Annotated in this window: 2 protein-coding genes; both read left to right on the forward strand. The window is 67.5% G+C overall.

Going from position 1 to position 16,346, the window contains the following annotated elements; all coding sequences use genetic code 11:
- Positions 1-20: 20 nt before the first annotated feature.
- Positions 21-15,695, forward strand: a complete 15,675-nt coding sequence (locus IB258_RS05840; RefSeq protein WP_192352289.1) for a hemagglutinin repeat-containing protein — start codon at positions 21-23, stop codon at positions 15,693-15,695.
- A complete protein-coding gene (locus IB258_RS05845; RefSeq protein ID WP_192352290.1) occupies positions 15,695-16,150 on the forward strand; it encodes a hypothetical protein in 456 nt (151 codons plus the stop codon). The genes IB258_RS05840 and IB258_RS05845 overlap by 1 nt, the downstream gene beginning before the upstream one ends.
- Positions 16,151-16,346 lie beyond the last annotated feature (196 nt).

Raw genomic sequence — 16,346 nt, forward strand, 5'->3', positions numbered from 1 at the left:
AGTCCAACCGGATACGCATGATGTCCAAGCTTCGCTCCCTGATAGTCTGGTCCGTCGTCTTCACCCAGGTCTGGTCGCCAGTATTGGCGCAGACCTTGCCGATTTCGGTGGACAAGAGCGTGGCGGGAGCGAAGCCCTCCGTCGGCGTCAGCAACGGCGTGCCGGTCATCAACATCGCGCCGCCGTCGGCGGGCGGCGTGTCCAACAACCGCTACACGCAGTTCAACGTGGGCCCGTCCGGCGCGGTGCTCAACAACAGCGGTGGCGCCAGCCAGACCCAACTGGCGGGGCAGGTGGGCGGCAATCCCATGCTGGGCAATCAGCGCGCCAGCACCATTCTCAACCAGGTCACCGCGCCCAACCCGTCGCAACTGCTGGGCACGCTGGAAGTGGCCGGCAACCGCGCCAACGTGATCGTCGCCAACCCGGCGGGCATCACCTGCAACGGCTGCGGCTTCTTGAACGCAGACCGCGCCACCCTGACCACCGGCAAGCCCCAGGTCGGACCGGACGGCAGCATCGGCTTCGACATCGCGTCAGGCAAGATCCGCGTCGAAGGCGCGGGCCTGAACGGCGCCAACCTCAGCCAGGTGGACCTGCTGGCGCGCACGCTGGAGATCAACGCGGACGTGTGGGCCGACAAGCTCAACGTGACCGCGGGCGCGGCGCGCGTCGATTACGCATCGGGCGCCGTTGCGGCCCAGGCGGGCGAAGGCGCGGCGCCCGAGGTGGCGCTGGATACCGCGGCGCTGGGCGGCATGTATGCCAACAGCGTGCGCCTGATCGGCACCGAGGCCGGCGTGGGCGTGAATATCGGCGGCAACCTGGTGGCGCTGACCGGCGACCTGCAGGTCACGGCGGCGGGCGACGTCCGGATTGCGCCGCGCGGCACCGCGCAGGCGGCCGGCAATCTGCGCGTGGACAGCGGCGGCGATCTGTCTGTCCAAGGCGCGGCACAGGCCGGCGGGACTGCCGCGCTTGCGGCTGCGCGCGACGTTTCCGTGCAGGGCGCGGTCGGCGCGGGCGGCGCCTTGACGCTCGACGCTGGCGGCGATGTGGCTGTCGGCGCGCAGGGCAGCCTGCGCACGCAAGGCGCCTTGCGCGTGGCGGCGGGCAAGGATCTCTCCTTGTCGGGAGGCTTGCTGACTTCGGATCAGGACTTGCGTGCGCAAGCCGGACGCAATCTGAAGGTGGCGGGCCAGGCGGTCGCGCCGCAGCCGGGGCAAGGCGGGAACACGGGTGGCGGGACCGGCGGGGGGGCAGGAACCGACAATGGTTCGGGCTCCGGCGCCGGATCGGGAACTGGATCTGGATCGGCCACCGGCGGCGAGCCCGGCAAGACTCCTGACCCGTCCGCGCCGGGCGAGCCGAGCGGCGGCGTTTCCACGGCGGGTGGCGTGGTTTCCGCGAAGGAAGGCGTCACGCTGCAGGCGGGACGCGACATGCTGTTGTCGCGCCAGGTTTATGCGTCCGGCGTGTTGCAGGCGCAGGCGGGCGCGGACGCGGTGTCGGAGGCCGGCGCGCAGCTGCAGTCGGCAGGAGGCATGACCATACGCGCGGGTTCAGGCGTCACGCTGGCCGGCGCGGCCCTGACCGATGGCGCGATGCTGGTCGAATCCACGCGCGACCTGCGCCTGGACGGCAGCGCGCTGGCTTATGGAGGTGCGCTGGACCTGAAGAGCGGCGGCGATCTGCGCATGGGCGCGGCCAGCAAGGCGCAGGGCAAGCGTGTTGGAATCGATGCGGCGCGCGATCTGCGAGCCGATGGCGAACTGGTGTCGGAGACGGCAGCTGAACTGAAGGCCGGACGCGAAGCCGCGGTGGACGCCCGGGTGTTGGCGCGCGGCGATCTGGACCTGAGCGCGCAAGGCGCCACGGCCGTCACCGGACAGGTGGAAGCGCTGGGCCGCGCGCGGCTGCAGTCCGGAGCAGGCATTTCGCTTGCGGGTAGCCTGAGCGGCAATCAGGGCGTGGACATGCGCGCGGCGGGCCCGCTCGCCATCAGCGGCGCGGTGGGCGCGGCAGCGGGTGAACTGACGCTGGCTTCCGGCGGCGACCTGTCGGTCAGCGGCAGCGCGCAGGCAGGCGGCCCGGTCAGGTTGAGCACGCAGGGCGCGCTGAACGTGGCGGGTACGGTCTCCTCGCTGGCCGGATTGACGGCCCAGGCCGCGCGCGATGCCGCGGTCGACGGCAAGCTGCTGGCTGGCGGTCCGCTGCTGCTGGAAGCGATAGGCCAGATGGCGGCGGGCGCGGACTCGCGTCTGCAATCGGACGGCGCCATGCAGCTGCGTGCTGGCCAGAGCATGCTTCTGGCCGGCGTGGCGGAAACCAATGCCGGCCTGACACTGGGCGCGGGCCGCGACCTGCGCGTGGACGGCGCGGCGCTGGCTTATGGCGGCGTCCTGTCGATGGATGCGGGCCAGGATCTGCGTTTGACCAATGCCAGCCGCACGCAGGGCGAGGGCGTGTCGGCGCGCGCGGGCGGTGACCTGCAGTCGGACGGCGCGATGGCCGCGCGCGGCGATATCGCGTTGACCGCGGGGCGCGATGCGCAGCTCGGCGGCAAGACGGTCGCCACCAACGATGTGACGCTGGCGGGAGGACGCAACCTGGCCATTGCGCAGGGCGCGCAGCTGGAGGCGGAACGCTCGGCGCAAATCCAGGCTGGGCAGGACGCCACGCTGGCTGGCGCTGTGCGCACCAATCAGGGCATACGCATCGACGCCGCTGGCAAGCTGCGGCTGGACGGAGAAACCTCCTCGGTCGCGGGCGCCATCGATTTGCTCGCGGGCGGCGATCTGTCCGTGGGCGCGCAGGGCAAGGCATACGCGGGCGGCGCGCTCAGCGGCGCAAGCGGCGGCGCGTTGCGCGTGGACGGCGAACTGGCCGGCCAGGGCGCGTTGACTTTCGTATCGGTGGGCGGCGCTACGGTGAACGGCAAGCTGCTGTCCGGCGACGCCCTGTCGCTGCGCGCGGGCACGGACCTGCGCACAAGCCAGGCGGCGCAACTGCAATCGTCCAAGAACATGACGTTGAGCGCGGGCCAGGACGTCAGCCTTGCGGGCGCTGCCTTGAGCGATGGCGGCATCGCGATCAACGCAACACGGGAGCTGCGCGTGGACGGCAGCGCGCTGGCCTACGGCGGCGGCCTGTCGATGAGCGCCGGTCGCGATCTGTGGCTGGGCGATATCAGCAAGACCCAGGGCAAAGGCATCAGCGCTCTGGCTGGGCGCGACTTGGGCGCTGGCGGCGAGATGGTGGCGCCGGGCTCCGTGACGCTCACCGCGGGCCGGGACGCGGTCATCGGTTCCAGGCTCAGCGCCGACGGCGGCATAACACTGCGTGCGCAAGACACGGCGCAAGTCACGGGCCAGCTGGAAGCGACCGGCGTGGCCAGCCTGCAAGCCGGCGGCGACATGACGTTGTCGGGCGGCGTGCTCAGCAACCAGGGCACGGAACTGCGTGCTGGGGGCGCGCTGGGCGTCAGCGGCACGGCGGGTGCAGCGCAGGGCGCATTGACCCTGGCCTCCGACGGCGACATGACGGTGGGCGGCAGCGCCCAATCCGGCGGTCCCTTGTCCATGGTCGCGAAGGGCGCGCTGAACGTGGCGGGCACGGTGTCCTCGCTGTCCGGCTTGACGGCTCAGGCCGCCGGCGACGCGACGGTCAATGGCAAGCTGCTGGCCGGCGGTCCGCTGCTGCTGGAAACGCTGGGCCGGTTGGTGGCAGGCGCGGATGCACGCTTGCAATCGGAAGACGCCATGCAGTTGCGCGCGGGCCAGGATCTGGTCCTGGCAGGCGAGGCGGAAGCCAACAAGAGTCTGACGTTGGACGCCGCGCGCGATCTGCGCGTGGATGGTGCGGCATTGGCCTACGGCGGTCAACTGTCGATGGACGCTGGCAATGATCTGCGCTTGGGCGACGCCAGCCGCACGCAGGGCGAGGGCGTAGCCGCGCGCGCCGGCGGCGATCTGCTGGCAGAGGGGACCATGGCTTCGCGCGGCGATATCGCACTGGTCGCAGGCCGCGATGCCAGCCTCGGCGGCAAGACCGTGGCCGCAGGCGACCTGAAGCTGGATGGCGGGCGCAATCTGGCCATCGCCCAAGCCGCGCAACTGGATGCGGAAGGCAAGGCGCGACTCAAGGCAGGGCAGGATGCGACGCTGGCGGGTGCATTGCGCAGCAACCAGGGCAACCACATCGAGGCCGCCGGCGCCCTGCGCCTGGACGGCGTAACTTCCGCGGCATCCGGCGCAATCGATCTGCGCGCGGGCGGCGATCTGACGGTGGGAAGCGCCGGCAAGGCGCTGGCGGGCGGCGCACTGCGTGGTGAGAGCGGCGGCGCGTTGTCGGTCGCCGGTGAATTGGCCGGCCAGGGCGCGTTGACTTTCGTATCGGTGGCCGGCGCAACGGTGGACGGCAAGCTGCTGTCCGGCGACGCCTTGTCGTTGCGGGCAGGCCAGGGCCTGCGCACGGGACAGGCCGCGCAACTGCAATCGTCCAAGAATATGACGCTTAGCGCGGGCCAGGACGCCAGCCTCGCGGGCGCTGCCCTGAGCGATGGCGGTATCGCGATCGACGCGGCGCGCGAGCTGCGCGTGGACGGCGGCGCGCTGGCCTACGGCGGCGAATTGTCCATGACTGCCGGCAGCGACCTGCTGCTGGGCGCAGCCAGCAAGACGCAGGGCAAGGGCGTCACGGTCCAGGCGGCGCGCGACCTTGTCACGGCCGGCGAAATGGTGGCCGCCGGATCGGCCGCCCTGACGGCGGGCCGCGATGCGGTGTTCGGCGCCAAGCTCGGCGCCGACGGCGACCTGACGCTGCGCGCACAGGACACGGCGAGGGTCACGGGCGACCTGCAAACCACGGGCGCGGCCAGCCTGCAAGCTGGCGGAGACGTGGCGCTGTCGGGCAGCCTGCTCAGCAACCAGGGCACGGAGTTGCGCGCGGGAGGCGCGCTGGACGTCAGCGGCACGGCCGGCGCAGCCTCGGGCGCATTGACCCTGGCCTCGGACGGCGACATGACGGTGGGCGGCAGCGCCCAATCCGGCGGTCCCTTGTCCATGGTCGCGAAGGGCGCGCTGAACGTGGTGGGCACGGTGTCTTCGCTGGCCGGCTTGACGGCGCAAGCGGGAACCGATGCGTCGGTGACGGGCAAGCTGCTGGCTGGCGGCCCGCTGCTGCTGGAGGCGATAGGACGGTTGCAGGCCGGCGCGGATGCGCGCCTGCAATCGGAAGGCGCCATGACCTTGCGCGCGGGCCAGGATCTGGTGCTCGCCGGAGAGGCGGAAACCAACAAGGGCCTGACGCTGGATGCCGGGCGCGACGTACAGGTGGACGGGGCGGCGCTGGCCTACGGCGGCCAACTGGCCATGAACGCGGGCAAGGACCTCCGCTTGGGCGACGCCAGCCGCACGCAGGGCGTGGGCGTGGAGGCGCGCGCCATGGGCGATCTGCTGGCGGGCGGCGTGATGGCCGCGCGTGGCGACATCCTCTTGAACGCGGGACGCGATGCGCGCATCGATAGCAAGGCTGCAGCCACCGGCAACACGTCGCTGATTGCAGTGCGTGACCTTGCCATGGGCAAGACGGCGCAATGGGACGCCGAAGGCGCGTCGCGCGCCCAGGCCGGCCAGGACATGACGCTGGCCGGCGTCTGGCGCGGCAACGGCGACATGAACATCGATGCCGCGGGCAAGCTGTCCGTGGACGGGACGCTTGCCGCCAGCGCCGGCGGCCTGAGCTTGAACGCCGGCGGCGACCTGTCGATGGGCGAGCTGGCGCGGGTCGCGGCCAAGGGCGCGGTCAACGTCACGACGCTGGGCGATCTCCGCGTGGCGGGCGCGCTCAGTTCGCTGGACGCCCTGACGCTACAGGCCGCGCGCAACGCGGCAGTGGCGGGACAGGTCTACGCGGCACGCGGCCTGGACCTGAAGGCGGGCCAGACGCTGACGGCGGCGGGCGGCTCGCACCTGCAATCCGACGCATCGATGACGCTTGCGGCCGGGCAGGATCTGAACCTCGCCGGCACGGCGCTGGCCGAAGGCGGCATGTCGCTGGACGCGTCGCGCGACCTGCGCGTGGACGGCAATGCGCTCGCCTATGGCGGGGCGCTGCAGCTCAAGAGCGGCAATGACCTGCTGCTGGGCGCGGGTAGCCAGCTGCAAGGCAAGGGCGTGCAGGCTGACGCCGGGCGCGACCTGGCGCTGGGCGGCGTTCTGGTGTCCACCGCGGACGCGGAACTCCAGGCGGTGCGCGATGCGCGCGTGGACGGCAAGCTGGGCGCCGACGGCGCGCTGGATCTCGGCGCAGGGGGCAATCTGCGCATCGGCGCGGCGGCGCAACTGGACGCCGCGGACCAGGCGCGGATCGCGGCTGCGGGCAATCTGGAGATGGCCGGCGTCGTGCGTGGCGACAAGGGGGCAAGCCTGGACGCCGGGGGGCGACTGGATATGTCCGGCACGGCGGCATCCGCCAACGGCGCCCTGAATCTGAAAGCGGGTGAAGACCTGGTCTTGACGGCCGGCAGCCGGGCGCTGTCCGGCGGCGCGCTGCAAGCGCGGGCGGGCGGTTCGCTGACGGCGGCAGGTACGATTTCCTCGCTGGCCGATCTGATCCTGGAGTCGGTTGGCAACATCAGCCTCGACGGCCAGAACCTGGCGGCCGGCAATCTGGCGCTACAGGCCGGCGGCGCGCTGGCCACCGGCGCGAACGCGCGCCTGCAGGCCGATGGCTCGGTCGATGTGCAAGCCGACAGCGCCGCCTTGGCGGGCACGCTGGTGGCCGGGCAAGCGGCGACGCTGCGGATCGACAAGGATCTGGCGGTGGACGGCACGGTCCTGGCCGATGCGGGCGCGCTCAAGGTGGACAGCGGCGGCGCCATGACGCTGGGCGCCTCAAGCGCGCTGCAAGCAGGCGGACTGCTGCAAGCACAGGCCGGCGGCAAGCTGCTGGCAAACGGCACGATTTCGGGCGAGCAGGACATCACGCTGAAGGCCGGCACGGACGCCGAACTGAACGGCAAGACCGTCGCCAACGGCACGCTGCGCGCGGACGCGGCCGGGAACCTGAGCATCGGCCAGGCCGGCCTGGCCCAGGGCAGCAGCAAGCTGCTGCTGGGCGCGGGCCAGGACCTGCGCATCGCAGGCACGGCGGGCACCGCCACGGGCGCGGGCGCCGCGGGCGGCGTCTTGCAGGCGCAGGCGGGCCGCGACCTCTTCATCACGGGCACGGCGACCGCCGGTTCCCCCATCGTCCTGGGCGCGCAGCGCGACATCCGCATCGACGGCATCGCCACCGCGCTGGAAGGCGGCCTGACGGCCGATGCGGGCGCGAACCTGCTGGTCGGCGCGGGCGGCAGGATGCAGGCATCCGACGGGCTGAGCGCGCGCGCAGGCGGCAACCTGGGATCAGACGGCGTCATTGCCGCGGGCGGCGGCCTGACGCTCGCCGCAAGTGGAGACGTCCTGTTGGGTGGCCTTGCTGCCGCCCTGGGCGAACGCGCGGCGGGCAATGCCTCGATCAAGGCGGGACGCGATCTCGTCGTCAAACAGAACGGCCAACTGCAAGCCGCTGGCACGCTGACTGCCCGCGCGGATCGTGACCTGTACGCAACGGGCGCCCTGAGTTCGGTGGGTAACATGCTGCTGGCCGCCGCGCGCGACGCGCGAGTGGACGGCACTGCCGCCACCGATGCCGATCTGACGCTGACGGGCCGCGACGTGACCGTCGGCGGGGCCGGGCTGGTGCAGGCCGGCCGCACGTTGACCGCCACCGCGCAAGGCGCGCTGCAGGCCGCCGGACGCATGCTGGCCGGCGCCTCGCAGATCTTGACCGCGGGCGACAAGATCTCGGTCGATGGCACGGTGGCCGCCTTGCAAGGAAACTTGTCGCTTATCGCCCAGCGCGGCGATATCGCGCTGGGCGCGGCGTCGCGCCTGCAGGCAGGGAGCGCGCTGACCGCGCAGGCGGGGGGCGCGCTTACCGCGCTCGGCTCGGCCGCCGCGGAACAAGGCATGACCTTGCGGGCCGGCACGGACGCGACGCTGGGCGGCATCGCCGCCACGCAGGCCGGCGACCTGGTCGCCAGCGCCGGCGGCAAACTCACCATCCTGGCGGACGGCCGCTTGCAGTCCGGCGCGGCGCTGGACCTTAGCGCGGGCGGCGCGCTGCTCAACGCGGGCATCGCGTCCGCGGGTACGAATGCCAAACTGTGGGCGGGATCCACGCTGGACAACACCGGCTCAGTGCTGGCTGGCGGCGATCTCATCGCCACCGCCTTGGGCCAGCTTTCCAATGCCGGCCGCTTCGTGGCGGGCGTGGGCGCCGACGGCTCGCTCAGCCAGCCGGGCAGCATCAGATTGACCGGGGGTTCCATCGTTCATGGCGGCACCAGTCTCGCCGGCCGCGATCTGAGCCTGTCGGCAGGCAGCCTGAACCTGGCGGGCGGCAAACTGTCTGCCATCGGCAAGGTCACGCTGGCCACGGCGGGCGACGTCGACAGCCGCAACGCGGTCGTGCAGGGCGGCGCACTGGACATCAGCGCCGCCAATCTCTACAACCAGGGCGGCAAACTGACGTCGACGGGCGATGCCGCGATCAAGCTGGGCGGCGGCCTGAACAACACCGGCGGGGTGATCGCAGCCGCAGGCAATGCGAGCATCGAAGCTGCAAGCGTCGTCAACCGCGACGGCACGCTGGCCGCTCGCGACCTGACCATCACCGCCCCGGGTGCGGTGGACAACCGCGGCGGCCTGATCCAGGCCGACAACGTGCTGACGCTGAACGCCGCCAGCCTGGACAACAGCGGCACGCTGACCGCGGCCGGCACGCCGCCCAAGGGCGTGCTGGGCAAGGTCGTCTCCATCATGGCGGACCGCGTCAACAACCAGGGCGGCTCCATCGAAGCGATCGAGGACCTGACCCTTACCACCAAGGAACTGGACAACACGGGCGGCGCCGTCGCTTCCCAAGGCAACGCGCGCATCGTCGCGGACACGCTCAAGAACACCCAAGGCACGCTGCAGGCGGGCAAGAGCCTGACCGTCATCGCGCAGGCGCTGCAAGGGCTGGGCGTGCTGCAATCCGCGGGCGACCTGTCGTTCGCCTATGCCGGCCCGCTGAACCAGCAGGGCGACATCTCCAGCGGCCGCGACCTCAACCTGTCGGTCGGCGGCGCGATGGACAACCGCGCCAAGATCAGCGCCGGCCGCGACCTGAGCATCTCGGCGGACTCGCTGAATAACCAGGCCTCCGGCCAATTGCTGGCCGGAGGCCAGAACCGCATCACGGTGACGCAGGGCCTGACCAACGCCGGCCTCATCGACGGCGGTTCCACCCGCATCACCGCAGGCCGCGTCGACAACACCGGCCGCATCTACGGCGATGCCGTGTCGATCCAGGCTGGCACGCTGGTCAACGGCGCGGGCGCAGGCGGCGGCGCCGTCATTGCGTCGCGCGGGAACATGGACCTGGGCGTGGGATCGCTCATCAACCGCGACCACGCGCTGATCTACGCGGGCGCCGACCTGCGCATCGGCGGCGCGCTGGATGCCGCCGGCCGTGCCATCGGCCAGGCCGGCTCGCTCCTGAACGCCTCCGCGACCATTGAAGCGGCCGGCAATGCCAACATCTCGGCCGCGTCCATTCGCAACCAGAACGACCGCTACACCAACGAAACAGTGCAGGTGTCCAGCACGTCCAAGGTGTACTTCACCCCGGCCGGCACCACCGACATGTACGACGCCGAGACCAATTGGCTGTGCGACGAAGTGACGCCGATGTGCAGCAAGGATCCGGCCTGGCTGGACGACGATCCGGAACGCATGTTCCTGTTGCCGTCGACCAAGTATCCGGCGTCGCGTTATGGGCCGCCGTTTGACTACGCGCCTAGCAAGAAGGGCAGGGGTGGCGAGACGTCGCCTATCACGCCGACCTATACCCCGCCTGAATCCGGTTGTTCCGGCGGCGATGCGGCCGATCTTTGCTGGGACACGCCGGAGAAGTTCCTCTACGGTTCCGGAGAGCGCATCTGGGCTGTCTTCGGTGTCACGCCGCCGTCCGGCCCGATGCCGGTCTGGGTGCCGCCGCGCTACGAGAACTGCGCGATCCTCAATGAATGCGCTGCCGAGAAAGCGCGTCGCAAGGCCTACGAAGATGCCTACGCCGCGTACAAGGCGCCGCACATGGAGCTGGAAGCGCGCATCCGGGAGTTCAACGCCGACTTCAACAACCGCCTGGTCGGCACCTTCACCTACTACCGGGTGCAGGAGACCGTCACCGAGACCCGCACCCTGTCCTCCGATCCCGGCAAGATCCTGTCGGGCGGGGCCATGACGCTCACGGGCTCAGTCACCAATGACAAGAGCCAGATCGCCGCAGGCGGCGCGCTCACGGTGGCCGGTCCCGCCATCAACAACATCGGTGCGGGCGGCGAGCGTACCATCACGCGGACGGGGACCATGACGGTTACCCAGGCGCGTTCGCGCGACCGCAAGGAATACTCCGAGGCTTACAACGCAACCCTGGCCGGCCAGCCGATCGAACTGCCAGTCGGCACGTCCGGCGGCAACGTCGCCGTCCAGCTCAACGGCTCCAAGCCCAGCGCCAGCAATGGCGGCGCCGCGCCCGGGCCGGTACTGGTCGCCAGCGTCGGCCTGCCCGGCGGCACGGTGGTTCGCACCGTCTCCAATCCTGCCGGCATTCCGGACAGCCAGCTCTACACAGTCAACGGCAGGCCGGACGCGCCCTACGTCGTCGCCACCGATCCGCGCTTCGTCGGCCAGCGTCCGACCGTCTCCAGTGACTACCTGCTGGACCTGCTGAGCCAGCCGGGCGTGCTGCCCGGCACCACCATCGGCAACGGCGCCGGCTCGGGCGGCGGCCTGGCAGGCCAACGCAACGACCAGCCCGGCACGGCCGGTACGGTCAATGCCGGCGTGGGCACCGGTTCGGTCTCGACCCCGGGCCAAGGCGGCACGTCCGTTGGTGCCAGCAGCGGCCTTGAAGGCCAGCGTATGGACGGCCAAGGCGGCTCCGGCCCTGTCAACGCCGGCGTCGGCGCGGGTTCAGTTTCGAATGCGGGCCAAGCCGGCGCCACCGTCGGCGCCAGCGGCGGCCTGGATGGCCAGCGCCTGGACGCGCAAGGCGCATCCGGACCCGCCGGCGCCGCGCTCGGCACGGGCGGCTCGCTCTCCGCCAGCGGCGCCACCGCCGCGGCGGACGGCCAGAACCTGTCCGGCGCGCGTCTGGGCAGCTGGGATTCCCTGGTACCCGCAGGCGCCAAGTTCCTGACGCCCTCGGGCCAGCCCAAGCGCCTGGGCGACGGCTTCTATGAACAGAAGCTCGTGTCCGACCAGATCCTGGCCACCACCGGCCAGCGCTTTCTCGATAAGTACAGCGACAACGACAGCCAGTACAAGGCCCTGCTCGCCGCTGGCGCGCAATTCGCCCGCGACAACGGCGTCCAGCTCGGTGTCGCGCTGACCGAGGCGCAACAGCGCCAGCTGACCACCGACCTGGTCTGGCTGGTCGAACAGACCGTCACGCTGCCCGACGGCACCACCGAGACCGTGCTGGTCCCGCAGGTCTACCTGCTGGTGCGCGAAGGCGACCTGAAGGGCGACGGCACTCTCATGGCCGGCCGCAACGTCAAGCTGGAGGCCGAAGGCGACATCGTCAACAGCGGCACCATCGGCGCGCGCGAAGCCACCGTCATGACCGCCGGCAACATCGTCAACCAGGGCGGCGGGCTGATCCAGGGCTCCACCGTCGACCTCGCCGCCCGCGAGGACCTGACCAACCTGGTATCGCTGATCAAGGGCGACAACGTCGCCCTGAAGGCCGGGAACGACATCGCCCTGACGTCCACTGCGGCGTCCGAGAACTTCGGCAGCACCTGGGGCACGCACGTCAGCGGCGTGGCCCGCATCGATGCCGACAACCTCAACATGCAGGCCGGCCGCGATATCACGCTGACCGCGGCGCAAGTCTCGGTCAAGGACGACGCGCGCCTGCAGGCCGGGCGCGATATCGCGCTGGAAACGCTTACGGAGAGCCATGGCGAAACGCTGGTCTTGAACAAGAACAATCGCCACGACCTGAGCACCAGCTCCGAAGTCGGCTCGACCATCGCGGCGGGCGGCAACCTCACGCTGGTCGCGGGACAGGACGTCAACGCGCGTGCGGCCGAAGTCACCGCCGGCAAGCAGCTGGCGGTGGGCGCGGGACGCGACATCAATCTGGTCGCTGGGGTGGAAACCGGCTCGGCTTATGACGAGGTTCGCTACAAGACCAAGAGCTTCCTGTCTTCCAAGACCACGCACACCATTACTTCCAGCGACTGGGAACAGGCCAAGGGGTCGACCTTTACCGGCGACACGGCGGTGTTGATGGCTGGGCGGGATTTGAATGTGGTGGGGTCGAATGTCATCGGCGACAACGACGTCACGCTGATGGCGAATCGGGACATCAACATTGCCGCAGCGACCGAGTCGTACAAGGACTACCAGTACGAGAAGGTGACCAAGTCTGGCTTTGGCGGTGGCGGCGGCTTCAGCGTCGGCTATAGCAAGCAGCAACGAACCGACTGGATGAAGGGCGAAAGCGGAGGCTACTCCAGCAGCACTGTCGGCAGCGTGGGCGGCAATCTGACCATGGACGCCGGGCGCGACGTGGGGATCTTCGCCAGCAACGTACTGGCGCAGGACGGCGATATCTCGATCAGCGGCCGCAATGTGGCGATCGTTGCCGGCGTGGGTGAAGCCCGTCAGCACGAATACCACGAGTTCAAGCAGTCCGGAATCACGATAGGCGTGGCGGGCGGTGTGCTCGGAGCTGCCCAACAGATACACGGCACGCTCAAACAGGCAGATGACGCCAAGAGCAGCCGCCTGGCTGCGGTCAAAGTGGGCCAGGCCGCCTATCAGGCGGTGCAGGCCAACCGCATGCTGGAGGCTGCGGAAGGGGCCAACGCCACGGCAGCTGAAAAGGAGAACGCCAGCGCCCAGATCCAGATCAGTATAGGCGCCAGTAAATCCGTCAGCGAAACGAAGCGCACGCAGGAGTCGGTGTTCGGCTCTTCCGTCATGGGAGGCGGCAATGTCTCCATCGTGGCCCTGGGCGAGCGAGGCGTTCCAGGCTCGGGCAATCTGTCCATCATCGGAAGCGATGTCACTGGCAAGAACGTACTGCTGGGAGCCACGAACGATCTTTCACTGTTTAGCCAGGCACAGAGTTCCACAGAGATCTCAACCAACAAGAACAGCGGCTGGAAGGTCGGTGTGGGCATCGGCGTGTCCGATAGCGGCAGCGGCGGAGGCATCAACATCTTCGCCAGCGGCTACATGGGCAGCGGCAACGCCAAGGGCAACGGCACGACGTACCGCGAAACCCAGATTAGCGCCCGCGACAACCTGACGCTGGCTTCGGGGCGCGACACGTTGCTGGAAGGCGCGCAGGCGCGCGCCGACAGCATCCGCGCGGACATCGGCAGGAATCTGACCATTGCCAGCCAGCAAGACACCGACCGCTACAACGCCAAGCAGAAGCAGGCCAACGCGGGTGGCAGCTTCAGCTTCGGTTCCATGACCGGCAGCGCCTACATCGGCGCCAGCACGGGCAAGACCAAGTCGAACTACGACAGCGTGATTGAGCAGTCCGGACTGTATGCGGGGTCGGGCGGCTTCGACGTCTACGTGGGCAAACATACCCAGCTCAACGGCGCGGTGATCGCCAGCGACGCGGATGCGGCGAAGAACAGGCTGTCGACGGAAACGTTGGGCTTTACCGATCTGAAGAACAAGGCCGACTACAAGTCCACCACCGTGGGCGTGAACCTGGGCATGTCAGGCGCATTCGACGTTGCCAACAAGGGCGGCGCAAACAAGGCCGGTCCGTCAGGGTTCAGCTTCGGCCAAACCAGTGGCAGCGATTCCGGCACCACCTACGCTGCGATTGCTCCGGGCACGATCGAGGTGCGTTCGGACAAGGACAGCGGCCGGGATAGCACGGCGGGACTTAGCCGGGATACTGCGGGCGCGAATGGCAGCATCGGGCAGATCTTCGACAAGGACAAGGTCCGCGAGCAGTTGGAGTTCCAGCAAGCCTTCGGCCAGTTGGGGATGCAGCTTGCGGGGGATGCGCTGAAGACCCTAAAGGAGAAGGATCCGGATCTTTGGGGGGAAGGTAAGCCGGGCGCGATCGGGTTGCATGCGGCAGTGGCGGGGATTGGGGCGGCGTTGGGCGGGGGAAATGTAGCTGGGGCCATTGCGGGCACGGTTGCTGGAGATCTTGCAACCAACTTGGTTAAGGAGCAGGTGGAACAAGCCGTTGCGGGCTTGTCAGGCGAAGCGCGAGAACAGGTCACCAGGGTGATTCTCAACGTCATCGGAAGTGCGGCTGGCGGGGCTGTTGGGGGGCTCAGCGGAGCAGGGGGAGCCTCCGTTGCCGACATGTACAACCGGCAATTGCATCCCGACGAGGGCGAGTGGATTAGAAAGAACGCTGCGCGCTATGCAGAGCAGCAAGGTATCTCTCTAACTCAGGCGCTAGCTGAACTGACAGGGCAGGCGGAACTGCAAGCCGATGCCGAGGTGGCTTTGCGCCATGTCGAGAACCAGAACGCTCGAGCATTCTTGGCTGAGATGACTGGAACCCAAGGTACCGGGTTCGTCTATTTTGATGGCAAGGCTGATGGATCTTATTACGACCAGCTCTTGTTCGCGGGTGGTATTAAGTCAAACGCTGACTTGGCAGAGTTGTATGACCTGGCGTGGGAGAAGGTACAAGAAGGAGCGAAGCATCCCACAAGACTGACGGGCTCCAATTTGGCGCTCGCGGATGCAAGCAGGGATGTCGCGAATTACATTCACTATCCAGAGGAGGTCGCCAAGGTAGCGCAGGCACTGCAGGAAGAGAAAGCCAAAGCAGAGGCTGCGCAGGATTATGTTCTTGCCCGCGTCATTGACGACAAGCTGACGAACATATCGCTCATGCAGAACGGTGGGCTGTTCGATCTACAAGATCTGACCTGGGAGCAACGGGATGCGCTTGGTGCTGCGTTTCAGGCCGCATTGGAAGGCGGGAAACTCTCGGCAGCTCAGGTTCGGGCGATGGTGGCGAAGGCTAGAGTGGAGGCGGTATCTGGTGTTCGAGGTGGTGAGATTGCGCAGTCCTCTGAGTCCTTAGCTGCAAAAGGAGCTGGAGCGGCTGAGGTGCCAGCTACTTCTGTAATTGCACGAGAGGGCTTATACAACGACCTTCGAGCAGCTCAAGCCAAAGACCAGCTTATCGGCACTACTTTGCCAGGTGCGAAGGCTCCAGTTACCGTTACTGCGGAAGGTAGCGTTGGTGGGAAAGTGCTGGTTGATACTAACCAGACGGCGCGCTCTACCATCGTTGCTGATCCTAATAAGCCAACTCTTATTGCAGACTTGATTCCACCAGGAAAGCCAAACTCAACAATGGCTAATGCCCACGCTGAAGTTGCAGTGATTCAGAGAGCGTATGATTCTGGATTAACTCGCGGTCAGAATATGTCTATTGTTGTTCGCGGTGAGGAGATATGTTCGTTCTGTCAGTCTTCAACCAATATATTGGCTGCTGCCGAGCGTTCAGGGTTGAATAGCTTGAAGTTGGTAGAAGCAAAGACTGGGAAGACTTTCACCTGGACGCGCGGTGTCGAAGGATGGCAATAATGATTGATTATGAAGAAGCCTCAGAAACTATTCTTGAGTTGTGTTATGGTGATAATTCATCTTCCTCCCTGGCGGTCACAATTGAGAGGCCGGTCTGGGAAAGCATAGAGGAGGGCATAATTAAATCATTTAATTTTGGGGGGTTTGTTAGGCTGAAAGTTGTTAGTCCTAAGACCTCCTTCATTAGTCTTCTGTCGATGAAATCTCTGCAGGGAATGTTTAGGCTGGAGGTTCTAACGCGCTCGCCTAATCCTAAAGAAGAATATCTCGAGTGGTGGGAGCTTTCCGAATCCACTTTTAGGGGTGCGGTCAGGTTTGGTGATGATGATTGCGATGCCCGAACAGTTTGCACGGACATCTCAGTAGCAGAAGCTATTTTCAAGGAGCTTTATGAAACTGGAGATTTGGAGGCGGGACTATTTCAAATGCGCTCCCCGTGGAATCCAAAGCCATAAAGTGCTCTACACAAAAGCCCCGGCAGCGAAAAAATAAGGTGCCAGACTACATTTTCCACAGCTGAAAATGTGAAAAAGGTGTCAGACTACGTTTTCGATAGTTGAGATTTTTATCTGGAGAATATTTTAAAAGATATATGGGGCGAAGATGGACTCTCGATGCGGGACTTCCGGTTGAGTGAGCACTTTGTCCCGC

The sequence above is a fragment of the Achromobacter sp. ACM02 genome (assembly GCF_014851605.1).
In the GTDB taxonomy this organism is placed as follows: Bacteria; Pseudomonadota; Gammaproteobacteria; order Burkholderiales; family Burkholderiaceae_B; genus Achromobacter; species Achromobacter aegrifaciens.

Excerpts from the sequence above, each read along its gene's own strand:
- IB258_RS05840 (WP_192352289.1), top strand. The coding sequence starts at position 21 with ATGTCCAAGCTTCGCTCCCTGATAGTCTGGTCCGTCGTCTTCACCCAG.
- IB258_RS05845 (WP_192352290.1), top strand. The coding sequence starts at position 15,695 with ATGATTGATTATGAAGAAGCCTCAGAAACTATTCTTGAGTTGTGTTAT.